The organism is Gottfriedia sp. NPDC057991, from assembly GCF_042886615.1.
Lineage (GTDB): Bacteria > Bacillota > Bacilli > Bacillales > Bacillaceae_G > Gottfriedia.
In genome coordinates this window covers 496588-522740 of record NZ_JBHVQN010000001.1, presented here as the reverse complement: position 1 = coordinate 522740, position 26153 = coordinate 496588, and the positions used below count along the sequence as shown (strand labels likewise).

The 26153-nt window shown below is 34.2% G+C and carries 29 protein-coding genes; 13 read left to right on the top strand and 16 right to left on the bottom strand.

Annotated features, from left to right (window positions below; translation table 11 throughout):
* Window positions 1–257 precede the first annotated feature (257 nt).
* Complete coding sequence (locus ACFVR2_RS02440) at window positions 258–614, top strand: Na-translocating system protein MpsC family protein (protein ID WP_387358603.1); 357 nt, start codon at window positions 258–260, stop codon at window positions 612–614.
* Between the two features lie 40 nt (window positions 615–654).
* On the opposite strand, the gene moaC is transcribed toward ACFVR2_RS02440, so the two are convergent.
* The 12 genes from moaC to ACFVR2_RS02380 all read right to left on the bottom strand — a co-directional run bounded on the left by moaC (window position 655) and on the right by ACFVR2_RS02380 (window position 12349).
* Window positions 655–1137, bottom strand: coding sequence for a cyclic pyranopterin monophosphate synthase MoaC (gene moaC, locus ACFVR2_RS02435; protein WP_335413623.1), 483 nt, complete (start codon window positions 1135–1137; stop codon window positions 655–657).
* Window positions 1138–1172: 35 nt separating this feature from the next.
* Complete coding sequence (locus ACFVR2_RS02430) at window positions 1173–1742, bottom strand: molybdenum cofactor guanylyltransferase (protein WP_387358600.1); 570 nt, start codon at window positions 1740–1742, stop codon at window positions 1173–1175.
* Window positions 1739–2233, bottom strand: coding sequence for a MogA/MoaB family molybdenum cofactor biosynthesis protein (locus tag ACFVR2_RS02425; RefSeq protein WP_387358598.1), 495 nt, complete (start codon window positions 2231–2233; stop codon window positions 1739–1741). The genes ACFVR2_RS02430 and ACFVR2_RS02425 overlap by 4 nt, the downstream gene beginning before the upstream one ends.
* Window positions 2234–2266: 33 nt before the next feature.
* Window positions 2267–2503 (bottom strand): molybdopterin converting factor subunit 1, encoded by a 237-nt coding sequence (moaD, locus tag ACFVR2_RS02420; protein ID WP_387358596.1) that lies wholly within the window; start codon window positions 2501–2503, stop codon window positions 2267–2269.
* On the bottom strand, window positions 2500–2970 hold the full coding sequence (locus tag ACFVR2_RS02415; RefSeq protein WP_387358594.1) for a molybdenum cofactor biosynthesis protein MoaE: 471 nt from the start codon (window positions 2968–2970) through the stop codon (window positions 2500–2502). The genes moaD and ACFVR2_RS02415 overlap by 4 nt, the downstream gene beginning before the upstream one ends.
* 43 nt (window positions 2971–3013) lie before the next feature.
* Window positions 3014–4303 carry a molybdopterin molybdotransferase MoeA gene (locus ACFVR2_RS02410; protein ID WP_387358592.1) on the bottom strand — a complete coding sequence of 430 codons (1290 nt, stop codon included), beginning with the start codon at window positions 4301–4303 and terminating at the stop codon, window positions 3014–3016.
* Between the two features lie 19 nt (window positions 4304–4322).
* Complete coding sequence (locus ACFVR2_RS02405) at window positions 4323–5339, bottom strand: molybdopterin-synthase adenylyltransferase MoeB (RefSeq protein WP_387358590.1); 1017 nt, start codon at window positions 5337–5339, stop codon at window positions 4323–4325.
* A 262-nt stretch (window positions 5340–5601) separates the two neighbouring features.
* A complete protein-coding gene (gene moaA / locus ACFVR2_RS02400) occupies window positions 5602–6627 on the bottom strand; it encodes a GTP 3',8-cyclase MoaA (protein ID WP_387358588.1) in 1026 nt (341 codons plus the stop codon).
* Window positions 6628–6671: 44 nt separating this feature from the next.
* Entirely contained in the window at window positions 6672–7463 is a 792-nt protein-coding gene (gene fdhD, locus ACFVR2_RS02395) for a formate dehydrogenase accessory sulfurtransferase FdhD (protein WP_387358586.1), read from the bottom strand.
* Between the two features lie 147 nt (window positions 7464–7610).
* Window positions 7611–8090, bottom strand: a complete 480-nt coding sequence (locus ACFVR2_RS02390; RefSeq protein ID WP_387358584.1) for a helical membrane plugin domain-containing protein — start codon at window positions 8088–8090, stop codon at window positions 7611–7613.
* 12 nt (window positions 8091–8102) lie between these two features.
* Window positions 8103–11030: a formate dehydrogenase subunit alpha gene (gene fdhF / locus ACFVR2_RS02385; protein ID WP_387360422.1), complete on the bottom strand. Its 2928-nt coding sequence runs from the start codon at window positions 11028–11030 to the stop codon at window positions 8103–8105.
* Window positions 11031–11350: 320 nt separating this feature from the next.
* Entirely contained in the window at window positions 11351–12349 is a 999-nt protein-coding gene (locus ACFVR2_RS02380; protein WP_387358582.1) for an NAD(P)H-dependent flavin oxidoreductase, read from the bottom strand.
* 459 nt (window positions 12350–12808) lie between these two features.
* Here ACFVR2_RS02380 and ACFVR2_RS02375 point away from each other — a divergent pair, with 459 nt between their 5' ends.
* Window positions 12809–14272, top strand: a complete 1464-nt coding sequence (locus tag ACFVR2_RS02375) for a L,D-transpeptidase family protein (protein WP_387358580.1) — start codon at window positions 12809–12811, stop codon at window positions 14270–14272.
* A gap of 55 nt (window positions 14273–14327) precedes the next feature.
* Here the strand turns inward: ACFVR2_RS02375 and ACFVR2_RS02370 are convergent, their stop codons facing one another.
* Window positions 14328–15335: a LysM peptidoglycan-binding domain-containing protein gene (locus ACFVR2_RS02370; protein WP_387358578.1), complete on the bottom strand. Its 1008-nt coding sequence runs from the start codon at window positions 15333–15335 to the stop codon at window positions 14328–14330.
* A gap of 431 nt (window positions 15336–15766) precedes the next feature.
* Between ACFVR2_RS02370 and ACFVR2_RS02365 the strand changes: the two genes are divergently transcribed.
* The 8 genes from ACFVR2_RS02365 (at window position 15767) to ACFVR2_RS02330 (ending at window position 21204) form a co-directional block, all read left to right on the top strand.
* A complete protein-coding gene (locus ACFVR2_RS02365; protein ID WP_387358576.1) occupies window positions 15767–16195 on the top strand; it encodes an SMI1/KNR4 family protein in 429 nt (142 codons plus the stop codon).
* A gap of 39 nt (window positions 16196–16234) precedes the next feature.
* Complete coding sequence (locus ACFVR2_RS02360; RefSeq protein WP_387358574.1) at window positions 16235–16708, top strand: hypothetical protein; 474 nt, start codon at window positions 16235–16237, stop codon at window positions 16706–16708.
* 211 nt (window positions 16709–16919) lie between these two features.
* The gene (locus ACFVR2_RS02355; protein ID WP_387358572.1) at window positions 16920–17327 is read left to right on the top strand and encodes a DUF7674 family protein; all 408 of its coding nucleotides are present in this window, start codon (window positions 16920–16922) and stop codon (window positions 17325–17327) included.
* Window positions 17328–17501: 174 nt separating this feature from the next.
* Entirely contained in the window at window positions 17502–17999 is a 498-nt protein-coding gene (locus ACFVR2_RS02350; protein WP_387358570.1) for a hypothetical protein, read from the top strand.
* A gap of 285 nt (window positions 18000–18284) precedes the next feature.
* A complete protein-coding gene (locus ACFVR2_RS02345) occupies window positions 18285–18521 on the top strand; it encodes a DUF4083 family protein (RefSeq protein ID WP_387358568.1) in 237 nt (78 codons plus the stop codon).
* A 139-nt stretch (window positions 18522–18660) separates the two neighbouring features.
* Entirely contained in the window at window positions 18661–19173 is a 513-nt protein-coding gene (locus tag ACFVR2_RS02340; protein WP_387358566.1) for an SRPBCC domain-containing protein, read from the top strand.
* A gap of 941 nt (window positions 19174–20114) precedes the next feature.
* The gene (locus tag ACFVR2_RS02335) at window positions 20115–20672 is read left to right on the top strand and encodes a GNAT family N-acetyltransferase (RefSeq protein WP_387358564.1); all 558 of its coding nucleotides are present in this window, start codon (window positions 20115–20117) and stop codon (window positions 20670–20672) included.
* A gap of 34 nt (window positions 20673–20706) precedes the next feature.
* Entirely contained in the window at window positions 20707–21204 is a 498-nt protein-coding gene (locus tag ACFVR2_RS02330) for an alpha/beta hydrolase (RefSeq protein ID WP_387358562.1), read from the top strand.
* Window positions 21205–21309: 105 nt separating this feature from the next.
* Here the strand turns inward: ACFVR2_RS02330 and ACFVR2_RS02325 are convergent, their stop codons facing one another.
* The gene (locus ACFVR2_RS02325) at window positions 21310–22083 is read right to left on the bottom strand and encodes an SDR family NAD(P)-dependent oxidoreductase (RefSeq protein ID WP_387358560.1); all 774 of its coding nucleotides are present in this window, start codon (window positions 22081–22083) and stop codon (window positions 21310–21312) included.
* Window positions 22084–22438: 355 nt separating this feature from the next.
* Here ACFVR2_RS02325 and ACFVR2_RS02320 point away from each other — a divergent pair, with 355 nt between their 5' ends.
* The 3 genes from ACFVR2_RS02320 to ACFVR2_RS02310 all read left to right on the top strand — a co-directional run bounded on the left by ACFVR2_RS02320 (window position 22439) and on the right by ACFVR2_RS02310 (window position 23975).
* Window positions 22439–22717 carry a hypothetical protein gene (locus ACFVR2_RS02320; protein WP_387358558.1) on the top strand — a complete coding sequence of 93 codons (279 nt, stop codon included), beginning with the start codon at window positions 22439–22441 and terminating at the stop codon, window positions 22715–22717.
* Window positions 22718–22885: 168 nt separating this feature from the next.
* Window positions 22886–23458 (top strand): glycerol-3-phosphate 1-O-acyltransferase PlsY, encoded by a 573-nt coding sequence (plsY, locus tag ACFVR2_RS02315; protein WP_387358556.1) that lies wholly within the window; start codon window positions 22886–22888, stop codon window positions 23456–23458.
* Window positions 23459–23564: 106 nt separating this feature from the next.
* Window positions 23565–23975, top strand: a complete 411-nt coding sequence (locus tag ACFVR2_RS02310; protein ID WP_387358554.1) for a hypothetical protein — start codon at window positions 23565–23567, stop codon at window positions 23973–23975.
* A 305-nt stretch (window positions 23976–24280) separates the two neighbouring features.
* Here the strand turns inward: ACFVR2_RS02310 and ACFVR2_RS02305 are convergent, their stop codons facing one another.
* Together ACFVR2_RS02305 and ACFVR2_RS02300 are read right to left on the bottom strand one after the other, a co-directional pair.
* A complete protein-coding gene (locus ACFVR2_RS02305; RefSeq protein ID WP_387358552.1) occupies window positions 24281–25225 on the bottom strand; it encodes a hypothetical protein in 945 nt (314 codons plus the stop codon).
* 361 nt (window positions 25226–25586) lie between these two features.
* Window positions 25587–26021 (bottom strand): DUF6526 family protein, encoded by a 435-nt coding sequence (locus ACFVR2_RS02300; protein ID WP_387358550.1) that lies wholly within the window; start codon window positions 26019–26021, stop codon window positions 25587–25589.
* Window positions 26022–26153: the final 132 nt, after the last annotated feature.

Below are 26153 nucleotides of genomic sequence, written 5' to 3'. Positions count from 1 at the left end.
CATTTCCTTTTTATTAAATACTTTTATTATAAGGAGCCTACTGAAAAAACACCATTAATACAAAAATCAATTTAATAGATTCTTGTATTGATGGTGGAACAGATTATTTAAATGACTATTTTCACTTAATTTTACTTGCTTTAATTTAAATTTAGTAAAGTCCTTAAGAAAATGTTCACTAAAAGTTTTTTTCTTTAAATTTTCTGATCATTGTTTTATGATAAGAAAAACGAAAATTAAGTTAAGGGGTATATGTAATGTCTAAAGTCATCCATGAATTTAATGACTATATACGAAAACTGCGTAAAGAATTGTTTGGTAAAGGCCCTGAAAGAATCCATACTGTTTTTGTTGAAAATATGGCTGTTTCAACTTTGTATGGAAATCTTACACCTACTGAGCTATTTATCGCTCAAACTTCTGAAGGGCGTGATATCGTTCATAATGCTAGAACCAAGATGATTCAAGATGTCTATGCGAAAAATCATCCAGTTAAGTTAGAAGAAATCGTTGATGCAAAGTTTATGAATCTTTTCTCGGATATGAAAGTTGAAGAAGATATTGCGATTTCAGTTTTTGTGTTTGATAAAAAATTGGAAAACTTAATTGATTAGATCGTAGAGGCTACTAATCAATTAAGCTTATGTTCCAATCTTATTTATGGAAAAAGTCGCCGCTTTTACCACCTTTTTTTTGAACTAAAAACGTTTCTTTTATGACCATACTTTTATCAACGGCTTTGCACATATCGTAAAATGTAAGGCCAGCGATACTTACAGCTGTTAGTGCCTCCATTTCAACTCCAGTTTTCCCACTGCATTTCACTGTCGCACGAATGATTAAATCATATCCATTAGGTGCTTCTACATATTCGAATGTAAAGTCAGTTCCTGAAAGTGCAATTGGGTGACACATTGGAATAATGTCAGAAGTTTTTTTAGCTCCCATAATTCCAGCAATTTGTGCAACATTTAGTGGATCACCTTTTTTAATTAATCCATTTTGAATTGCTTCATATAATTCCGTTGAGATTGAAATTGTACTTTGCGCAATTGCAACTCTTGTAGTGATTTCTTTTTCTGATATATCGACCATTTTAGGTCTTCCTTCTTCATTCCAATGTGAAAATTCACTCATGGGAGTCCCTCCAGGTAAGTCTTAAATTTGAAAAATCAAATCCAGTCATGCGGACTATTGATATTCTTAAAGATGATATCGTCACTTGAAAATTGGACAGTCATTACATTCACTTCTTTGAATAATAACTGAACTTTTCGATTGTTTTTATCTAAAATCTCTTTCATTTTTTCGATACAATTTCGGTGATAGAGCGCAAATAGCGGTTGAAGTTTATCGGACTGGATTGGGACGATTGCATCAACATTCGTATTTGCTGCCCTTTCGATCATATTTTTTACAAAGTCAGCTGTAATAAAAGGTGTGTCGCAGGCTAAGATAAAATACCAGTCTTTATTCGGTATATTGGAAAATGCATTGTACATCGCATAAAGAGGTCCTTGGTATTCTTTGGCTTCTCCTTCAATGACAAAGTCTAGATCATTTTTATTAAAATACGGAACTAGTTTTTCGTTCGTTGAAATGATAATCGGTGAAATCGAATTTTCCTTTAAGGCTTCTACACTATATTCATACAATAATTTGTCTTTATACGTTTCAAACATTTTTGGTTTACCGTAACGGGATGACTTTCCCCCTGCTAAAACGATGCCAGCTATGTTCATTGTCTATTTAATTCTTCAACAAAATGTTGGCATGTCGGTAAAATTAGTTTTGTCATTGCTAGATTTACGGCGTTTTTTGAACCTGGAATTACGTAGATCGCTTTATCATGAAAGCTACCTGCGATTGCTCTACTAAACATAGCCTTTGGACCGATTTCTGTATAACTTAATGAACGGAACAGTTCTCCAAATCCTTGCATTTCTTTATCTAGCATTTTTGAAATTGCTTCATATGTAACATCTCTTTTCGTAAAACCAGTACCACCTGTTATGATCATAACTTGAATCGTTTCATCCTCGCTCCATGATCTAACAATCGAATCGATCAATGCTATTTCATCTTTTATGATTTTATAATCTTGGACGATATGATTTTGCTCGTCTAATAAAGCTTTAATTAGTTTACCGCTCTCGTCATTTTCAACAGTTCTAGTATCACTAACTGTTAAAACCGCTGCGTTAACAATCGCTTTTTCATTATGTTTATGCATCATTCTACCTACTTTCAAGCTTTATGAAATCCATCAGCCCCCACTTACTGGTGGAATAAATGCGACAGTATCTCCATCATTTACAATTTCTTCATCTGTTACAAATTCTTCATTTATTGCAGTCATAATCTGATTCAGTTGTGGTAAATCATAGTTATTCATTAGCAAGTCTTTTAACGCTTTTACGTTTATTCCATTTTTATCGGTCACTGTTAATTCATCCGTTCCGGCTTTCTCACGTAAATGAGCAAATAATAAAACTTTAATCATTTTGATTCCTCCACACTTGGTTTTCCTTCTTGGTATGGTGTATTTTCTAATTGATCACCGATCCACATCGTACCATCTTCCCAAAACTCTTTTTTCCAAATCGGAACAATTTGTTTAATTCGTTCGATTGCGTACTCATTTGCTTCATAAGCTACTTTACGGTGCGGAGAAGATACTGCAATAACAACGGCAATATCGCTGATTTCTAATCTTCCAACTCTATGAGTAATCGCAACAATTGCTTCTGGCCATTTTTGCTTGATTTCATCACCAATTTGGGCAAGTTTTTTTACGGCCATTGATTCATATGCTTGATACTCTAGCGACAAAGTCTTTTTTCCTTTTGTTAACTCTCTAACTGTACCAATAAAAACAGTAATTGCTCCTGCATTTCTACTTTTTACTTTATCTGAAACTTCCTCAACAACAATAGGTGTATCGACAATCTTAAATAATGTTTGTTCCAAGTAAACCACTTCACTTTTCTTAAATTAATAGAGTTCTATTTATTTACTTATATGAGGGTATGAAATCATACCAAGGCCATTTACTTCCTTCATGGTCTTCTAATAATAATAAGTCGACCGACATACCTTTTTCATATTTTCTAGTTCCTCCAGGTAAAACAATAAAAGCATCCGTATAAGCTAGTGAAGATACGGCGCTGGACTTATCAAAACCTGCTGGAATTGCTGTTAATTGACCTTCATTATAAACAATTTTACCTCTTACAAATCTTGTAAATGGATTTGGTTTTGGAAAGTTTTCTCCTAAAATTGCACTTACCCTTTTTAAATGTGGTGTTTCGTTAAATAAATAAGTTTGGATAATCGGTCTAACAAATAGCTCAAATCCAACAAAACAAGCGGATGGATTACCAGATAAACCGAATAATAATTTATTTTCAAAATGCGCTACTGTTGTTACACTTCCTGGACGCATTGCAATTTTATTAAATAAAACGGTAGCTCCTAATCTTGCGTAAATATCTGGTAAATAGTCATAATCACCAACAGATACACCACCAGTCGTAATTAGTATATCTACTTGCTCTAAGGCATTTTGAACTTCTGAAAAACAAGTATCTAAATCATCGCTAAACTTTCCTAAATATTTAGGGATTGCACCTGCTTTATGAATTTGAGCAAGAACCATATAAGAATTACTATTGCGAATTTTACCTGGTTCGAGCGGTTCATCGACATCTAAAAGCTCACTCCCTGTCGCAATGACTCCGATGACTGGCTTTTTCGCTACAGGAACTTGACTATATCCAAATGTAGCAAGTAAAGCGATCACACCTGGGCTAATTTCAGTTCCCTTTTTGACAAGAATATCTCCTTTATGCGTTTCTTCCCCTTGGAATGAAATATTATCGCCTTTTTGATAGGAACGTTTAATTTCAATAAAAGTTTTACCTTCAGTTTTAATCTCTTTCGCTAATTCAAGCATAACAACGGCTGAACAACCTTGAGGTATTTGAGCTCCTGTCATAATACGAACGGCATGCAATGGCGCTACTTCATTTGGAAAAACTGAGCCAGCTCCGATTTCTCCAACTACTTCAAAGATTGTTGGATTTTCATTGCTTGTAAGAATAGTATCTTCAGCCCGAATCGCAAAACCATCATATGGAGAGCGGTCAAAAGCAGGTATATCCTGATCAGCTTTTAGATCATCAGCTAATACTCGTCCATATGCTAAATCGATTGAAACCATTTCTTGTGATCCGTGTTTGGCAAAATTCATCACTTTACGAACTGCTTCTTCGATTGGTAGTGGTACTCGTTTTTCAACCATTCTATTCATCCTCTCTCTATTAACCTAATAAACGATAATATAGTTTTTTGGCTTCCTGTATATCATTTGTGCCATGAACAAAAACCCTACCATCTTGAAAAACAACAAATCGATAATCTTCTATCTGACAAGAGATCAAATAAGGATTTCGTTGAACTTTTCCGTGTTGTTTTAGTTGATTTTCTAGTTCATTAAAGTCATAACTTTTAGTCATTGAAGGTCTAATTTGAACCGTGTTTCGCCCACAAAGTGTACTTGTTTTCGTTTGATTTTCAAAGGCTAAATAAGGATACGTCCTATTTGTTCCACATGAAGGGCAATCATCTGATTTGAGTTTCGTCACTTTAAAGGAGAAATGCTGATTATTCCATAAATCAAATGTAAGGAATTTTGGATTAACCGCTGAATAATCCTCAACTAATAGTTTTAATACTTCAGCAACCTGGTATGCCGCCACTAATTGTACCGCAGGACTAATGACTCCGGCTGTGTCACATGTCACACCAGGTACTGGTAAACTTTTTAATATACAGTTTAAACAAGGAGTTTTACTGGGTAGAATCGTACAACACATACCAAGGCTCCCAACACAAGAGCCATAAACCCACGGAATTTCATATTTCTGTGATAAATCATTTATGATAAAACGAATATCAAAATTATCTGTTGCATCAATCATAACATCAGTGTCCTTCAAATGGACTTCCATATTATCCGCACTTGCATCCATTACTAGCGCACTTATGATCACATCTGAATTTATTTTTTGGAGACGCCCCTTAGCAGCAATTACTTTCGGCAATTTCTCAAATGCATCTTCTTCGGTATAAAGCTGTTGCCTTTGCAAATTACTCATTTCAACATAATCTCGGTCAATTAAAGTTAACTTTCCGATTCCAGCTCTAACAAGTGCCTCCGCGCTAGCACTTCCTAACGCACCTGCCCCAACAATTAAAACATGTTTCTTTCTAATTAATTCTTGTCCCTTTTCACCGATCGGAGTAAAAAGCTGCTGACGTGAATAACGTTCTGACATAAGATATCCTCCATTAAAGAGCAGGACCTAGCGAAAGAGATAAAAATTTTTTCTCCGGGTATCCTCACCAATTTTTCTGCTTTTCTATTTTTCCCTCTATTAAATAAAGCAGCATTAAGAAATCCTCATCATATAAGGAGTTCTGAATGCTGCTTAATTTCCCTGTTAAACGAACAGAGATACCAATCATCACTTTCTAATTTTTAGTTAGAGCGTTATACAGAAATTGCATAAACTCCACACCTTCTATTATTGGTAATGATTAACCACCTATATGGGACATTTCAATTTTATGTGATGATTTATCATTCATTTTTTTCGTATTACTTAATCGTTCATCTGAATAACGATCAGTTCGATTGCTCCATATCGAAAGAATCATTTCTTTTATTTGTTCATCATCTTGGTTAGTCCTTACTAATTCTTTTAGATCATAACCTTTCGTTGCAAATAAACAAGTATATAATTTTCCTTCTGCAGATATACGTGCTCTTGTGCATGTTGAACAAAATGAATCGGTCACTGATGAAATAATTCCAATTTCATCATCACTATCTTTGTAGCGATATCGATTAGCAACTTCTCCTACATAATTAGCTTTTGTAAATTCTAAAGGCATGACTTCATTGATCAGATCGATGATTGTTTGTTTTGCTACTACTTCATCAAGTCTCCAGCCGTTATAATTTCCAACATCCATATACTCAATAAAACGAAGTATATGTTTTTTCTCTTTAAAATATTGTGCCATCGGGATTATATCTTGTTCATTCTTACCTTTTTGAACAACCATATTGATTTTAACCTTCATTCCGATGTCAGAAGCAGCTTGTATTCCTTCAAGCACAGACTTTACATTTCCTCGATTACCAGTCATATAGGAAAATCGTTCTTCATCTAAAGAATCTATACTTACTGTCACTCTTCTTAAACCAGCTTCATATAAATCTTTTGCAAACTTTTTAAGTAAAGTACCGTTCGTTGTTAGTGCGATATCTTCAACACCATCTATTTTATTTAATCGTTCAATCAGTTTAGGTAAATTTTTACGTAATAAAGGTTCTCCACCAGTAATTCTAATTTTTCTTACACCTAAAGATACAAAAATACGCGTTAATCTTTCAATTTCATCAAAAGATAGTATTTTATCTTGTGATAAAAAAGAATAGTCCTGACCAAAAATTTCTTCTGGCATACAATAACGGCAACGAAAATTGCAGCGATCGGTAACAGATATACGTAAATCCTGTAAAGGTCGATGATGTTTATCCAATGCAACATTTTTCATAACCATTGCCTCACTTCTTTTTATTTCATAATCTGTTCAAGTTTTTATTTAACAATACGGTTTGAATGAGTATAAACATTAAGTGACTGATTTCGAATAAATCCAACGGTCGTAATACCTAACTCTTCAGCTAATTGAAGAGCTAATTCTGTTGGAGCTGATTTAGTCAAAATGACCTCACAACCAATTTTAGCTACTTTTAGTAAAATTTCAGAAGATAACCTTCCACTAAATACAATTATTTTATCTGAAATACGAATATTATTTTTAAGACAATAACCATAGATTTTATCTAATGCATTATGTCTGCCAATATCCATTCTATTCAAAACAATCCCATTTAAATCACATAAAGCAGCATTATGGACTCCGCCTGTTGCATGAAACAAAAATGCGGACTGTTGCATCTCATTCATTAATCGAAAACAATCTTGAAATGATAGTTGAACATTCACTTCTTTCATTTTTTTTGCAGTTAATGCATCATTTACAAAAACAAACCCTTGTCTACTCATTCCACAGCATGATGTAATATATCTTTTACTTTGAATATCTTTATAGTATGGATTAATATTCTTTGTTTTTACATGGACAAATCCTTCTTTTTCTTGGAACCATATGTTTTCAATATCCTCGTATTTTCGGATGACCCCTTCGGATGCTAGAAATCCTACGACCATATCCTCAATATATTCTGGAGTACTGACCATCGTAACAAATTCTTGTCCATTGATTTTTACCGTGACGGGAAATTCTGTGACAACGCTATCTTCAATATAATTTGTTTCACCATTTTCAAAGCGAAGAATTCTTCTTCTCACTTCAGTTGGTAGCATCGTATTAGATTCCCTTCTTTTTGAAATATTTTTAAAATGTTAAAAAAAATATTCATTAAGAGATAAACCTTTCAATTTGTTTTTTCATTAAAAGGTTCATCTCTTATTATTAATCTCTTTTCTATTAAATACAAATTGTTTTTTCTATTATTCTTTTAGTCCTTTTCCCATACCTTTTAGAAAATTAATACCAAAACCAACGGCACGATTTACATCGGGATCTTTTAAAACTTTTACTAAATCAAAAATCCCTACTTTATCATCCTTTTCAAGATGTTTATTTCCTTCATCGATTCCTTTAGTTACGGAATTGATTAGCTTTGTAGTTAACTCTGGGTCTACACTTGAAAGTGCTCCAGCAGCTCCCATAATGTTATTTATGATATTCGTTACTGGCTCTCGGTTCATTTGTCCTAAAGCAATTTTAGTAATTTGCTCTTTAGATTGTAGCATTGAATTTGCAGCTTCAAGGACACCCGTATCATTTAATTCAGAAACGATATTTAATATTTTATTTAAGGAATCTTCATTTTCTGCTAATAAAAGCTTCAAATCCTCAAGTTTCTGCTGGTTTTGCTCTTCTTTAGTTGGTTCGTATTTTTGAATCGTCGTGATTGGTTGTGCCATTTTTATTCCCCTTTATTTTGTCGTTAAGTGGACATATCCTTTTCGTTCCCATTTTCGCTGAACCTCAACTCCATTTTGAGGGTTGCGCTTTTTATTACGTGGGTTCGACTTTGGCAACGGACTTTCACCTTCTACACGTAATACTTCCATCCGTACTTTCGTTTGTTTATAAGCTGGTGTATTTGTACGGTGATCTTTAGCTGGACCAGTTAAGAAATTGATGGCAGATTCTTTACTTGTTGAATTCATCGGTAAGAACAACTCATTCTTTTGTACTCGATCCGTTACTAGTGCTGGTAATTTCAGCGCCCCATACGGCGATACTAATCGAACTAGTGAGCCATCTTTAATGCCACGTTCATTCGCAAGCTCTGGTGACACTTCTACAAAAATCTCAGGCACTTTTAACTGGATACCGTATGATTTATTCGTCATATTCCCTTCATGGAAATGCTCAAGCATACGACCATTATTAATTAATAGGTCAAACTCTTCAGGAAACTCAACAGGTTCCATCCAATCAGCTAAAACAAATCTTGCCTTTTTATCAGGGAAATTAAAACCATCCTCATAAAGCAGTGGCGTACTTGCTCCGTCTAAGCTTCCCCAAAGGAAACTATCCCAGCCTTCCATCACTTCGTAACTAGCTTGTGAGAATAGTGGCGCTAAACTTGCCATTTCAGCGAATATTTCACTTGGATGTTGATAGTTCCAATTTGCACCTAATCGGTTTGCAATTTCTTGGACAATCCACCAGTCAGCCTTCGATTCACCAAGAGTTGGTAATGCTTGATATAATCTTTGTACTCGACGCTCAGTATTTGTAAATGTTCCTTCTTTTTCAAGTGATGGCGCAGCAGGTAAAATAACATCCGCATATTGCGCTGTTTTTGAGAAGAAGAGATCTTGAACGACAAAGAAGTCCAAATCTGATAAAACTTCATGTACGTGGTTTGCATTACAATCGACAAGCGCCATATCTTCACCAACTAAGTACATAGCTTTCATTTCGCCTTTTTCGATTGATTGAAGCATTTGGATATTATCTAAACCAGGTTTTCCTCCAATTTCAACGCCCCAAGCTTTTTCAAACTTCATGCGGGCCGTGTCATCCGTTACATGTTGGTAACCAGGAAGCCAGCCAGGAAGAGTACCCATATCACAAGCACCTTGTACATTATTGTGACCACGAAGCGGATATGCACCAGCACCAGGGCGTCTATAGTTTCCTGTTGCAAGCAGTAAGTTCGAGATCGCAGCAGATGTATCAGAGCCACCAGTGTTTTGCGTCACGCCCATACCCCATAAAATACAGGTTCCATCAGCTTCATGAATCATTTCAGCTATTTGAATTAACGTATCCTTTGAAATTCCAGTTACACTTTCGGCATATTCAAGTGTATATTTCTCAAGAACAACTTTAAAATCCTCAAAGAAATGAACATTCTCATAGATGAATTTTAAGTCATGCCAGCCTTGGTCAATTATATATTTAGTTACAGCCATCAACCATACTTGGTCTGTACCTTGCTTTGGTCTAATAAAGATGTCAGAGCGTTCTGCCATTTCATTTTTACGAAGATCAGCAACAATTAGTTTTTGACCATGTAGTTTATGTGCTCGCTTAACTCTTGTCGCAAGTACAGGATGACCTTCTGCTGGATTCGCACCGACGATCATAACTAGTCCGGCTTTTGCGATATCCTTAATCGTTCCTGCATCTCCACCCATACCAACTGTGCGGAATAATCCATCTGTTGCTGGTGATTGACAGTAACGTGAGCAATTATCAACATTATTTGTTTCGAACACTTGTCGTGCCAACTTCTGAATTAAATAGTTTTCTTCATTCGTAATTTTCGAAGATGAAATAAATCCTACAGAACCTTTACCATACTCTTGTTTTATGGAACCAAGTTTACTTGCAACTAAATCAAGTACTTCATTCCAGCTCGCTTCAACAAATACGCCATTTTTTCGAATTAAAGGCTTTGTAATTCGCTCTTTGGAATTTACAAAATCCCAACCAAATTTACCTTTTACACAAGTTGAAATTGCATTGACTGGTGCATCAGAGCTTGGTTGAACTTTTAAGATTTTTCGATCCTTCGTCCAAACCTCGAAAGTACAACCAACACCACAGAATGTACAAACGGTTTTTGTCTTTTTCGTACGTGTTTCTCGCATTGCTGCTTCAACTTCTGAAACTGCAAAAATACCACTATATCCAGGCTCTACTTTTTTGACTAAATCGATCATTGGATCAAGTAATTCTTCATTCAATCCAGTCATAAAACCTGCTTCACCAAGCATTGATTTTTCCATTAATGCATTACAAGGACAAATTGTTACACATTGTCCACAACTTACACAAGAAGAATCATTAATCGAAACACCCTTGTCCCAAATGACACGTGGACGCTCAGCCTCCCAATCAATTGATAAAGTCTCATTTACTTGAAGATTTTGACATACTTCCACACATTGTCCGCATGCAATACATTGATTTGGATCATATCGATAAAAAGGATGTGTCAAGTCTACCTCACAAGAAGCAACCTTTGGCTGATAAGGATACTTTTGATGTTCAATGCCCATTTCTTCAACCGTATTATGTAGCTTACAATTTCCATTATTGTTATCACAAACTGTGCAATATAATAAATGATTTTCTAATAAACGATCCATTGCTTCAGTTTGAGCTTCCTTCGCTCTAGGTGAAGCCAATTGAATATTCATTCCGCTCATTGCTACAGTCGAACATGAGCGTTTTAGCTCACCATTAATTTCGACAATACAAGTATCACAAGTTTGAATTGGATCGACTTCAGGAACATAACAAATTTGTGGATGACTAATTTCATTTTGATTGATGATTTGTAAGATTGTAGAACCTTGCTCTGCGATTACTTCTTTCCCGTCAATCGTGATTGTAACCATGTTATTTTTCACGGTTTTTTCTCCCCTTTTTTTACATAAAGAAAACTCGCCGAATACTCCTTCATGCGGCCAATTTATCCTTTTTTCTCATAAAAAAATCCACCATGAAATACACATACCCGATAAATAGGTTTAATGTCTTCATGGTGGAATAGTTTATTAGCAAATCGTACTAACATACCAATCCATTTTTTTGTTTACTAAATTGATAGAGTCATAACATTTCCCCATACTATGATTCCATCTCAATATATTTATTATAATCTTAAAAAGATAATTAAACAATAGATTCACGATATGAAAGTAAAACGCTTACAATACTATTTACTTACCGTTGATTTTATTTTCTCAGCATTTTGATTTAGTTTATTAACTGCCGCACTATACTCTTCTTCCAGTTCATCTATAATGTCGGCAATTGAACTGATTTTTGTAATTGCCCCAACGCCATGACCAGCAGACCAAATTTCTTTCCAGGCCTTTTTATTCGATTCATTTTTCATTCCATCGAAATCGACTTTATCTTTCTTTTTCAATGTTTCAGGGTCAAGACCAGCCTTCACTATACTAGGAATTAACATATTTGCTTTAACGCCAGAAAATGCATCAGTCAGTACAATATCATCTTGCGTTGCATCAACTAACATTTGACGGTATTCATCATTCGCTAAGCTTTCCTTCGCAACAATGAAGCGTGTTCCCATATAAGCTAAATCAGCGCCCGCAGCTTGTGCAGCCAATATACTTTTACCAGTTGAAATACCACCTGCTAATACGATAATGCCGTCCCAGAACGTACGAACACTATCAACGAACGCAAATCCATTTAAATTTCCAGCATGACCACCAGCACCTGATGCAACTAAAATGAGTCCATCTACACCAGCCTCTGCTGCTTTTTTAGCAAACTTCATATCACTAACATCTGAGAATACTAGTCCGCCATAACTATGTACAATATCAACCACTACTTTTGGAGAACCTAATGAAGTTATGACAAGCTCAGGCTTATGTTTTTTCAACAGCTCAAGCTCTTCTTGTAATCTGCTATATGAGCTATGAACGACCATATTCATTGCCCATGGTGCAATTTTACGCTCCGGCTCATTTGCGCGTGCCAAAGCAAGATGATCATTTAATTGACCCATCCATTGATCAAGCACTTCAATCGGGCGAGCATTCGGTGCTGGAAACGACCCAATTACACCATTTAAACATGCTGCCTCTACTAGCTCAGGACCAGAAACTAAAAACATTGGTGCAGAAATAGCTGGCACCCTCAGTTGACTCCACCATTTTTCAGGAATTTGTTTACTCATTACCATGTCCCCCTTTTCTTTACGGAATATTCAGATTATTAATAATGATACATTAGTAAACTATTCTTTTCAACTCTGTCTCTTTCAAAAATGCTTTTTTGAAGGGTATATATAATAGGCAGGCTACTAAACTTAATATACAAATATAATATAGTAAATAATAATTAAAGAGTCTTTAAACTCAATCCACTAATAGATTCCTAAATCTAATCATCATATACTTTCAATAGTAGATAGAAAAATATTATTAGAATTACGGTGAACCATTATATTATAAATTTAAACTTTTTAGTCCAATACTTTCTCTTAGCATGTTCAAAATAAAAAAAGGAAAAAATTTCTACACCTAAACAAATTGTGACAGAGTTCGACCAAAGAAAATTGTAGAATAGTCACATATAAGTAAATAATGTAATATAATTGTAATATTCTAATCTGAATTTCAGTAAACATTGATAGATGGACTACTTGGTTATGGGAGGAATTGTTTTGGAAAGTACTTTAAATGTAAAAGGAAATAATATTCAACAAAGAAGATCATTTAAACGGTCTTTGCCTTGGCATTTCATTTTGATTGGCATCATTATTATTAGTACACTCATCATTGTGCTCAGCTATCGGGCTAACCATTTTAATGCTCAAATCAAGGTAAACGGCATAAATTTAGGTGGACTGAATGCTGACCAAGCACTAAAAAAATTAAAAACTAGCAAACTTAAAAACATCGTTTATGTTGGCGACCAGAAAATCTTAGATGGAAAAGATACAAAAATGAACTTTACGGAAAGTGATCTGCCGGCTATTAAAAAAATAGTAAAAAACCAGCGCACGTTTTTTCCTTCTTCAAAAGAAAAAAATTATTCTTTAATGCCGAGTAAACGAGATGAAGATCAAATTCACACAATGAAAAAACAGATTGAAGATAAGCTTCTCACTCTTAATAAGAGCTTAAAAGCTCCAAAAGATGCGACTGTTCAATTGAAACAAGGTAATATTATTGTCACTAAAAGCATTAGCGGTGAGCAATATGATGTAGATCGTCTATTAAATGATTATAAGGGACAAGAGTATACTAGTATAATCCGTCTAAAACCTGTATACATACAACCAATTAAAGAAGACAATCAAATTGTGAAAAATGAAAAGAAAAAACTGCAAGAACTACTAGGGCGTACAGTTCAGTATAAGGTTCAGGATAAAGTTTATTCTCTAAATGCGAGTGAATTAATTCAAAATGCTTCTGTGTCAAAAGATATGAAAGTTACGATCGACTCTAGTAATCTTAAAAACAAAATTGCGGAAGTAAATAATTCTCAATCTACATTAAATAAAAATTTTACATTTAAGACACATTCGGGATCAGTTATTTCGGTTAAAGGAGAAGGCTATGGCTGGGCATTAGATGTTGATAAAGAATCAACACTAGTTCAGCAGGCTTTTGAAACAGGAGAAAAATCTATCACTCCTACTCATATTATCGGAAATGGCTGGAACAATGAAGGCTATGGATATAATACGACTAAAAACAATGGTATAGGTGATACATATGCTGAAGTGTCGATTGGAGAACAGCGTATTTGGCTTTATAAAAATGGCAAATTGGTTATCACAACGAATGTCGTTACTGGTAAACACATCACTGGTGAGGATACTTCAAAAGGAGTTTGGTATATCCTTTATAAACGAACACCATCGATCCTCAGGGGCTCACATGTAGGTCTTGGTTCTTATGAAGTTAAGGTCGATTATTGGGCACCATTCACAAACAGTGGTCAAGGTTTCCACGATGCTAGCTGGCGAAGTAACTGGTCAAGCAATGCTTATCTAACTGCAGGATCGGGTGGTTGCGTTAACACTCCACCTAGTCTAATGAAAACCGTATATGATAATCTAAGCACATATGAACCGGTAGTTATCTACTAAAAAATAGCATAATCAAAAACACTGAAACCCTGTAAGGTTTCAGTGTTTTTTTTTATTAGTTTAATATCGTTACTTTTACTTGTTTTCTACCAAACTTAATCGCATCTTGCTTATTTGGTATAAATACATCGATTCGATTTCCCTTGATAGCTCCACCAGTATCTCCGGCAATTGCTACACCATAACCTTCTACATTCACTTTACTTCCAAGTGGGATTACACTTGGATCAACAGAAATGACTTTTGTATTTGGATTTTCTTTTAAGTTGATTCCAGTAGCCGTAATACCAGTACATCCTTTACAAGAAGCTGTATAAGCGGATGCTTCCATTGTTATTACTTTTAAACCAGCTGAATCATTTGTTTTAGATGCACTTTCTTTTGTTGTTGATGCATCTTCTTTTGTTGCTGGTACACTTTCTTTTGTTGTTGGTGTACTTTCTTTTGTTACTGGTGTACTTTCTTTTGCTGCTGGTACACTCTCTTTTGTTACTGGTGCACTCTCTTTTGCTGCTGGTACACTCTCTTTTGTTGTTGATGCACTTTCCTTTGTTTCTGGTACAATTTCCTTTGTTTTAGGAACATCTTCTCTTGATGCCGATGCAGTCTTTGGAGATTCTTGTACTGACTTCATTGTTGAAGTAGTTTTAGAATTTGCTGCAAGATTTGTATTTGTCATTTCTGAATGAGCTATATTTTTTACGCCTTCAAAAATTTTCAGGTTTAATCCAGGTTGAATTAGATCCGTATGTATATTGTTCCATTCTTGAATTTGCGATACTGTTACATCATGATTTTGTGCAATATCCCATAATGTATCACCTTTTATAACTTGATAATGTTTTTCTGGTGTAATGATTAGTTTATCACCAGGATGAATTAAGTCTCCAGTAAGCCCGTTTAACATTTTAGTATTTTCAACGGTTGTATTTTTTGCCCGTGATAGATCCCATAGATTATCACCTTTTTTTACTGTGACAGTAGCAGCTTGTACATTAGCACTTACAGATACTGAGAGTGCAGCAGCTGCTAAAATGGTTGTAACTTTAACTTTGTTAATCATTTCTTTTTCCCCTCCATGTTCCTTTATTTGCTAATTTAGAATAATCGTAACATAGATTTTTCTCAAAAAAAGTAACAGGGAGATGTTAAATCATTTCCTTTCATCGTATGTTTATTACAGGTATTTAACTAAAATTACTGAGCAAACAGCAAAAAAAGGTGCTTTTTCTCAAACTCTTTTCAAAGTAAATTGCCCGTATTACTTGGCATTTAGCCCTTCCTTTTATTCGTTAAAGACTATTACAAAATCTGACGAAGGAAATTACATAAATTACAATAGATAAACAATTTCAACAATGCTTTTTTCTCTAAGGGCTCTGTTAGAGTAGATTGTTGATTTTTTTATTCAGGTCAATGGCAGGTTAGTTACCTAAGAAATGTTATAATAATTCAGATATATCTATTTATTTAATGTTTGAAAGGATTACTAACATGTGGAAAAAATTAATTAATAAAATCTCAGAAGATCCGTTGTTTAATGAACCTGCGACTCAGGAACAGTTAGAAGAAATTAACGAAAAGTTTAATCTAGAAATTACAAATGAATTAGCTAATCTTTTAAAAGAAACAAATGGATTTGATAGTGGAGGCGTTAGATTTTGGCCTTCGAATGAAATAATAGAAGAAAATATTGAGCGAAGAACACTAGAAGTGTATAAAGATTGTTACATGACTTTCGATAGTTTATTATTTTTCGCAGACGCTGGTAATGGTGATTTTTTTGGATTTCCAATCATTAACGGTCACATACAAAAGGATGATATCTATGTATGGAATCATGAAGACGATAGTCGAACATGGATCGCACCATCATTAGAAGAGTTTTTTAATTGGTGGAATGATGGTTCAATTAGTATTTAATTTTTTTTAATAGAAAGACCTGTGAAAGGAATAGTTGCATTGAAGAGAATTATTGTTAGTGTATTACTTTTAATAATACTAGTGGTTGCATACGTTGTTTTAATAAAACAAAAACCGCCAATTGAAACGGGTAGAATCGTTCCGAGTGATAATGGAAAAGGAATAGCTATCGAAATTGGTAATATAGGTGTAAGTGATATTCATCTAAAGAAAATATTGATAAATAATAAAGAAGTTCCTAAGCGAACAAAGATTCGAGTTGGAGTTGGATTTCAAGAGTATGATAGCTCCGAGGTATTTGATTTTGAGAAACAACATACTAAAGTTCAATCGATCCTATTAAAGCCAGATATATCACCTAAAAACTTGATTAAGAAGCAAAATCAAGGTACGGAATCAGCAAAAGATAAAGTATACGAGCTAAGCATATTACATAGTAAAAAAATAAATAGAATTACTATTAAATATCGTTATCTAGGCGTTTCTTTTGAGCAAGTAATTAGATTAGTTTAAGATACTAACGTGCATTAGTTGAACAACCTAAAGCTGCTTCGGTGGCTTTTTTCTTATTCAAGTAAATGGTAGTTTAGTGGAATAAGGAATTGTAATTTTCATGAGTCTTTTGATTGATTAATACTTTTTGGCTTAATGATAATATAAGAATAAATTTACAAATTTAAATGAATTGTAGATTATTAAGAATAATCCAAAGCAGTTGTTCCAAGTGAGCAATGAAATTAAAAAACAGGATGTAATGAAGTTATTAGTAGGAGCGTGTCCTTCTTATAAAAAAAGATGGGAGGCATATCTAAAAGATAATTATGAACAAAATGAAGAACAATTATTGTATTTAGATATATCTGATTTTGCACGACATGTAGCTGAATTACATAAAAAAGGACAACATGATGAATTTCCAACTATATTTGAATTGGTAGAGCGATTGCACGTAAATGGAGATGAAGTGGTTAAAGAGGCTGCTACCGTTGGATTACTTGAAGATATACAACAGCACGCAGGGAATCACGATGGAATAAAAAAATTCCTACTTCCTGAATCATTAAAATGGTGGATTCATCTTGATGACTTTTGGAGTGGTAAAACAGAGTATGTTGGCGGACCAAAGAAATAATCTAATGCAACTAACGCAGTGCGATTCTTCAATAGAAGAACGCTTTTTTTATTCAACAAAATGGCAGGATAGTTTAATTTAGAAGCCGAATATACAATATCAATCTAATTTAAGGCCGAATATACAATATCAATCTAATTTAAGATAAATAAATCTGAAAAGAGGAATTGTTTAGTGAAAATACGATGGTTCGTCTATATTGTAATTGGGATTGTATTTGGGGTTTTTGATTTTTACTTTCATAGTTTTATTTCAAATGTGCTTGTTCAAGGAGAGCTTTTTTGGAAAGTGCTGACTTATGGTGTTTGGTTAGTACCAATTGTACCCATCGCTCTGAATGAAGCACGAACTTCCAAATCAAGATTGATGTCCGCTTTAGCAAGTAGCTCAACGTGGCTTGTTTCAATTATTTTTTATTATTTATCCAATGCTTTTCAGCTTGGGATTATCGGAATTTCAACTAGTCCAGAAATGCATATATCTAATCACAGAGACCGATTCTTCTGGGGAAATTGGAAAAGTGTATTTTGGGATGATATTGTAGGGGGAATTGTTGAATGGAGTGACCTTGCAGTAGTAGGTGGTTTCATTGTGGGTATATCGGTTAGCTTTATTTATCTTCGTCTTGGGAAACTCATAAAGTTAAAAAAGTCGACAAATGAGAATTTTTAAAATCAAAAGATGGCTTTCCAAGTTCCTAAAATGAATCTAAAAGATACTTACTTATTCAACTAAAGCAATGCATTAGTTGAACAACAAGATCGGCTGTTTCATCGATTTTTTTTATTCAACAAAATGGCAGTTCAGTTGCATAAGAAATTGCATTTTTATGAGTCGATTGATTGATTAAATTATTCTGGCGTAATGATAAAATAAACTTAGAAATAAACATTTGAATTAAATGTACTATAAGTGTAACTAACCCCATTATGAAGAAAAATTTTAGGAGAAAAAAATATGTACTTCTTATCAGCAAATATTTCACACACGGTAACAGATTCAAAAGATATTAACGCTTCTATAGCTGCTTTTATCCCAATTGTTTATTGGATATTTATAATTGGGATTATAACTGCAATAGTATTACTTTTTAAAAGAAGAAATAGAAATCAGGCTAAAAACAGACAATCATTACAAAATATAGAGGGTAAATTGGACAAATTAATTGAAGTTCTTGAAAAAAATTCTAATTAATATTGTACAACTAACTGATGCGTTAGTTCAATTTGGATCGGCTACTTCGGCGACGTGGTGCTCCGTTACACGCCTGTTCGTTAACTGCTTGGCTAATTACCGAGGCTTTTACGCTACATGAAAAACAAGGAGGATTTTCATGGATAACAATCTGAATCAATCGTTCGAAATAGCAATTACGCGTGTATTCGATGCCCCTCGCGAACTCGTATTTAAAGCATGGGCAGAGATCGGGCATTTCGCGAAATGGTGGGGACCAAAGGGGGGCACCCTCGAAATCGTTAAAATGGACGCTCGATCAGGTGGCGAGTTTTTAGGTATTCAGACGTCTCCTGACGGAAATCAGGTTCTGTGGGGAAAATTTACATACCAAGAGGTTGTCGAACCTGAGAAAGTGGTTTATATCCGATCCTTTTCTAATGAGCAAGGCAATACAGTCAGAGCGCCTTTTAGCGTGAGCTGGCCTCTTGAAATTATGAATATCATAACGCTAGAAGATGACGAAGGTAAAACTGTTTTAAAACTGATAGGTTGCCCTGTGAACGCTTCAGCTGAGGAACAAGAAACCTACAAAAGTATGGCACCAAAGCTTCAACAAGATCTTGAGGGTACTTTCGATAAACTTGCCGACTATCTTGTCTCCCTAAATTAGAATGTTTATGGGGGTTATGGTGGTGAAAATTCTGAAGGTATTTGGGAAAATGATCCTTACCAATCTAAGTGATTCTTTTCGTTTTTTGAGATGATGCAATTAAAGAATTATTAATCCTTATTGAGTCGAGTAGAAAGGAGTCTTTTTACCTTACGGTAAATCGAACTCCATCCCCTCCCAGAACCGTGCTTGCGCTATTAACGCACACGGCTCCTCCAACTTATCATTCACAGAACTTAACTAATTTCTATCAGACTTTATTCTGCTATCCTTAGTAGTTTTGTTTCCATTTATTCTACCTCTGTGTGTAGTAAATGTGTCCCTATTAAGGGTGATACTTTGGTAGCAGCCTTTCCTCCATCGGCATTACCCAACTTCATAGGTACTACGCTGCTATCCGACTCCCTACATCGGCATTTGGTTTCCTTACTTATTATCGCTTGTACACCATACTCTTCTATTAAATGAAAAGACCGGTAGGGTCTCCCGAGTTGCCGTATCATATCAATGTGTTACGGGCCAAGGTCTCTGACTCCGGAGAGGCTTTAGCCTTCTTGCCTTAACGAAAGGTAAAATGTTGCTTTCTGCTATGCGTAAGGCATCAGCCCTCTCGATTTACTAACATTTCGAAGCTCAATCCCTTCAACCATTTGGCTTTCGGCCCGCAACCTAGCTGTCTACGCTTAAAGATTAATGTTACCTTTAATCCTTCAAGACTCGCTACAAGTGAATGGCTAGTTCTTTCTCGACGGGAATCCCACCCGCTATATGATACGACCTAGGCTCGGCCGCACACGCATGCATTAGTTGAAGATCAAGAGCAGCCATTGGTTGCTTTTTTTACTTATGTATTTGACAAGTTTAGTTTAATAAGAAGTATGAAGTAATAGGTTATATTTGGTAAAATATTTAATAACGTTTTTACAAGCGAGGGGAAAGAAATGTTAATACATAAGGTTGATGAAGAAGTGTCTTTAAGAATGTTGAATATTGATGATGCTGAAGAATTTTATAATCTAACGATCAGTTCAAAGGCTTATTTAAAAAAATGGCTTGGGTGGTTAGATTACATTGAAAGTGTAGAGGATACTGCTCAAAATATTAATTCAAGGTTGAAATCATTTGTTGAAAATGGTGGAATACCAAGGTCATTTGCTATTATTTATAAAGGGGAAATTGCAGGTACAATTGGTTTTAACGACATTAATAAGTCAAATAAAATTGGAACAATTGGCTATTGGTTAGGGGAAAACTTCCAAGGTAAAGGAATTATGTCAAAGGCATTTAAATCTTTAATTGATTATGGATTTAATGATCTTGGATTGAATAAAATTGAAGTTAGTGTCGCTGTTGAAAATAACAAAAGTAGAGCACTTCCTGAAAGATATGGATTTGTTGAAGAAGGTAAAATCAGGCAAGCAGAGTGGTTGTATGACCATTATGTAGACCATATTATTTATGGTCTATTAGTAAATGAGTGGAATAAAAGATTAAACTGATTTTCCGGTCTTAAAGTTTGAATATGTTTCCAGATTGGCAGATGGAGGGGATAGTGTAGGTGGAAATCTGGCAACAGTAGTTACGATGATGGCGAGAGACAGAAAAGGTCCCGACATCACTGCTCAGGTTTTAATTTATCCTCCGACAAACCTTGAGTTCAATACGGAATCCCATCAAACATTTGCAAAAGGATTTGGTTTGGATAGAGAACAGCTGATTTGGTTCCGAAATCATTATTTAAGAAATGAAGAGAACAGGTGTAATGAGTACGCTTCTCCCTTGATCGCTGAAGATTTAAGTGGCCTCCCGCAAGCATTAGAAATCACTGCGGAAAATGATGTACTCCGTGATGGAGGAAGGGCTTACGCTGAACGGCTGAAAAAATTTGGTGTACAGGTTGAATATGCATGTGAACCCGGAATGATCCACGGCTTTTTTGCACACATGGCTATTTTTTCTAATAACATTGAATCAACTGTTTCTAAGATCAACAAATTCTTACGTACAGCAAATTATTCGATAAAAATTTAAATGAAACGAGCCTCATAAATTAATGAGGCTCATTTCATATAGATTTTTTTCCATACACTATTAATTTGTACTCTTTGAAACAGTTAAAAGTATCAACCAAATATTTTAGAAATAAACGGTATTTCCAATGCCGCCAGTTACCGGAATAACATCTCCAGTAATCGATGCCGACAAAGGAGAAGCTAGGAAGGTAACGACATAAGCAATTTCCTCTGGTGTAATCAAGCGCCCGAGGGAATTCAGTGATTCTGCCTGATGTATAGCTTCCTCATTAGTGACCTGCTCTCTAAACATTTCCGTATCAACAATCCCTGGATAAATAGCATTGACGTTAATTCCGTACTTTCCTAATTCCATTGATGCGGATTTTGTTAAATGGACAACAGATGCATTACGCGGCCCGGAACTAAAATAATTACCGCCAATCCTGGCAGCCAGTCCACTTATATTTATAATGCGTCCCCATTTATTTTCAATCATATAAGGAGCGACAGCGCGGATACAACGAAAATAGCCCATATACTTTTCTTCAAAATCTTTCAAAATAAGTTCTTCTTTAATACTGTAAAAATCCTCTGGCTCATGGCCGCCAACACGGGCTCCACTGTTAATTAATATATCTATGCTTCCCATTGCTGCTGCTGCTTTTTCAACTAGATATATGATAGAATTAGGATCAGTGGTATCTGCCACGATCGGATAGATATTTCGCTTCGTTTCTTGAGCCAATTCCTCTGCAGCAATCTTTAGAGTGGATTCGTTTCTTGAACAAATCGAACAATCTACACCTTCTAGAGCCAGCTGGCGGGCAATAGCTTTACCAATACCACGGCTTCCTCCAACAATAAGTGCCTTTTTTCCGGATAACTTTAAGTCCATAGTTCAACCTCCCGTTTTGACTCACTAGTAACACAAAAAAGTCAAAAGTGATTTTTTTTGAATATTAACTCGTTTCTATTTTAATTCTACCTTAAAATAATAATTATATAAAATTAAAGATTTTAATTTGTAATTTAGTTGTACTAATATAATATGATGTTGAAATTTCCCATTGGACATGGGTGTGCTTTTTTTAAAATATTAGTATTATTTACATTCAAGTTAATTTTTGAAACTCAATACAGTAAGTGCTATTTATGGGTTTATGGCGTTTATATTTATAGATTCGCTAATAAGTAGTGAACAGAACCACGAATTAACAGGCTAAAATACAAATTTAATATGGAGTGTTTTAATGGGAGTAGCAATAATACTGTTAATTGCATCGTTTGTTATTATTCCTTTGCTTACAAAAAAATGGTTAGAATGTAGACTTTGGTCTTTATTTTCCTCTGTTATGTGGTTTCCATATTTCGTTCTGTTCATTGTATTAACAGGATTTTTATTTCCAAACAATGATCTAGATGTTGATAATTTCGGAGCAGGCATAATAATGATGTTCTTTTTAATTTTGTATCCTGTTTATTTACTCATTACGACGTTTATTGGAACTAGACTTAAAAAAGCTACATGAAATTCTTATACAACTAACGAGCGCTTTAGTTGAAGTATGATCGACTGCTTCTGCGGTCTTTTTTTATTCAACAAAATGGCAGTTTAGTGCAAGAAGGATTACAGGAAATAATATACAACAGATAGAAATATTTAAAATAACAAACTAAGTGAGGAGATAATTCCTAATTTGAACATTCTAACTCTGATTTTAAGTTACTTAATAGGCTCAATTTCATTTGCTTTAATAATCGGTAAAGTGTTTTATAAGAAAGATATTCGTGATTATGGTAGTGGAAATCTTGGTGCAACTAATGCTTATAGGGTTCTTGGAAAGAAAGCAGGAGCAATTGTTGCAATTGCTGATATATTAAAAGGTACACTTGCTTGTATACTTCCACTAATACTTAGTTCTACGATTAACCCTATTGTTTGTGGTTTATTAGCTATATTAGGACACATATTTTCTGTATTTGCTAATTTTAAAGGTGGAAAAGCTGTTGCGACAACAACTGGAGTTTTTTTATTTTTGACACCTTTAGGTGTTTTGGTTGGTTTTGTTGTGTTTTTACTAACATTGTTATTTACTAAGTATGTATCACTAAGTTCAATGTTGGCGAGTATAGCATTATTTATTTACAGTCTAATATTTGAAGATAAAGTTATCATAACACTTTCGCTACTAATAAGCGTATTAATAATCATTCTTCATCGACAAAATATAAAGAGAATTCTAAATGGAACAGAGAACAAAATAATCTAAAAATATTGAGTATATTTGTTCAACTAACTAATGCTTTAGTTGAAGATGGAATATAAAGATTAAAAAAACATAATATTAAAAATTAAGTTATTCCAAGGAGGTTCTGATGAAAAAGTTCAACTTTGTTTGCTTATTTCTATGTACCCTCATTTTTCTGTCAGCTTGTAATAAAGATAATAATAAAATAGTAAAGTCAAAGGTATTAGTATTTCAAAAAGCAGACTCTATAAACAATTTGGGTGAACCCCAATTTGTTACAGATAAAAATAGAATACAAAATGTATCAAACATTCTTAAATCTTTAAAATGGGAAAAAAGAACTCCTGACACGACAAAATTAGTGAATTATTTCTTTTGGTTTGAAATAGAAAATAATGACGGAACCAAAGAAAAAATTTTAGATTACGATATTCGTATTAATTCTACTGGTCAATCTGAATTATCATATGAAAAAGGAACCACGCTATTAGACAAAAAAACAACGAATGAATTAATTAATTCATTTCAAAATAAATAAAAAAATTTCTTATACAACTACCATGGGAGTACAATATAAACTTCCATTCACTGTTGTGAATCTGAGGATTCATGGATGGCTAACGCATGCGTTAATTACATAAGCAGCAAAAAAAGATCTTCTATTGAAGACCTTTTTTTATTTAGAGAAGTGTAACTCGTCCCCACCAATGGGCAAGTTATTATAATGTATTCATAAATATAAGAATAATTCGACGTTTTTTTATGGTGATTTTTCACATTTTTCATTGCCGATATCAAAAGCTTTGTTAGTGACAAATATGGGTACTTTCTAATCTATATAATTTATGCTTTTAAAACATCTAAGTATACTACACTTTGATCTACATCATTATAAACTATAGTATTCTTAATTCGCTCTTCAGGTATAGAAGATAGCAGTTCCTTCATTTGAACTTTATCTCGATAAATAAGCCACCAGTCCATACATGCTTCCATATACCCTACGGTTTGGTGATTGGGAAGGAAATTAGCAATCAACATTCGTCCTCCAGGACTGAGTTTTTCAAATAAAATTCTAGTAAGGCTAATAGCAACGGGATCTTTTAAATAGTCATATAGACCAGCAGAATAAATTAAATCAAAATCTGAAAAGTTGAACTTTTCTAGCAAAATATCCTTTACGGAAGCATGTATTGGTTCCACTCCATAGGATGTGAATTTACTTTTAACACATTGAAGTGATTCCATATCCTGATCGAGCGCGATAAATCTTCCAATTCTTCCTTCCAAAACTGCTTTCGAGTTCTCTGCCTCACGAAGATGACCGCATGCAACTGATAAAATCCGTGGTCTATTAATTTTGGATGCTACCTCATCAAGAGTTTTTGCAATAAGTTGTTTTCTTGATAGTACTGCTTTACAAGCAGAAAATTGTAATACCTGAGAGTATAAATTTCTTCCAAATTCCGTTAAGCTGTTATCGGTTGATAAACCCAACTGACTTTCCGTAGCATAAACGAGATCCATCATTATCGCATCTCCAGCATATCCTCTTGGTTTTTGGAACGCTCTCCGTGTTAGCGGATCTTGAAAGAGAATTCTAGAGATAGAATGTTGAGGATAGCAATTGGAAATCATTTGTTTCCAGGAATCGAACGAAACTTTTCCGCGCAATTCGTTTAAACTCTTGCCAAGTAAATCTAACGCTTCACCAATTTTTTCTTTCGCTAATAATTTAAATTCCACATGGTCCAGCAATTCAGTCATTTCACTTTTGATAATTTCCATATAAAGCCCCCTCTTAATTGACTTTATTTTCATTGATTTCTTTCAGGTACTAAATAAATAATTGGGTAAATACTAATACTTAAATTATATTCTGAATTAAATATATATTCCTGTTGTTCTTAAAAATGAACAGTATCTTCGTTTTTAAGTTCTAGATCAATTGGCCCATAAATGCTTTTCGTAGTAAATTTTGGCCCGGAGGCATACTCGGTCCTTATGCAACTAAACGCTTGCTATAGTTACATAATAGTCCCTAAAGGTTGTCTGATAAGACAACCTTTTTTAGTTCAAAAATCAACATGTCAATTTAACAGACCCTCTCAAAAAAAGAAAAAGGACCTACAGTAGGTCCCTAACAAAATTAAACGCGATACTCATCTGCTCGCCAATTTTTAATATTTTGTTTAATCTCTTTCGAACTCAGTCCTTCATTTACTGCTTTTTCACTTAACGCTACAAATTCCTCATCACTTGAAAATCGTAATGCAATGATTTGCCCCATTGTTAATTGAGGATTTAACGGTTTACCAGTTAGTGTAAAGTGACGAAAATTTTCTTCCATTCGAATGACACGGTCTTGCACTTTGTTGGAATAAAGTCTTGTTAGAAAAAACGAAACAACTAATAAAAGCGAAGTAACTAAAATAAATACTGCTAACCAAATGTGATCGTTATTTTTTATCGCGCAACATAAGTTAACGATTGAACCAATGATTGTGATTAATGCTAATGGTGCTCCAAAAAAGTGAAAAACTGGATGATATCTAACGTGATGATCTAAGCTTTGCTGTTTCATATGTACATCTCTCCTCTAAATTTGTTTTATATGTCCTATTCTAACATTATTATTCTAACTGCTTTTTTATCATTAAAGAATTTTTATTTACAATAAAAAAATCTAATAAGTCAAAAGAGCTTACTAGATTCG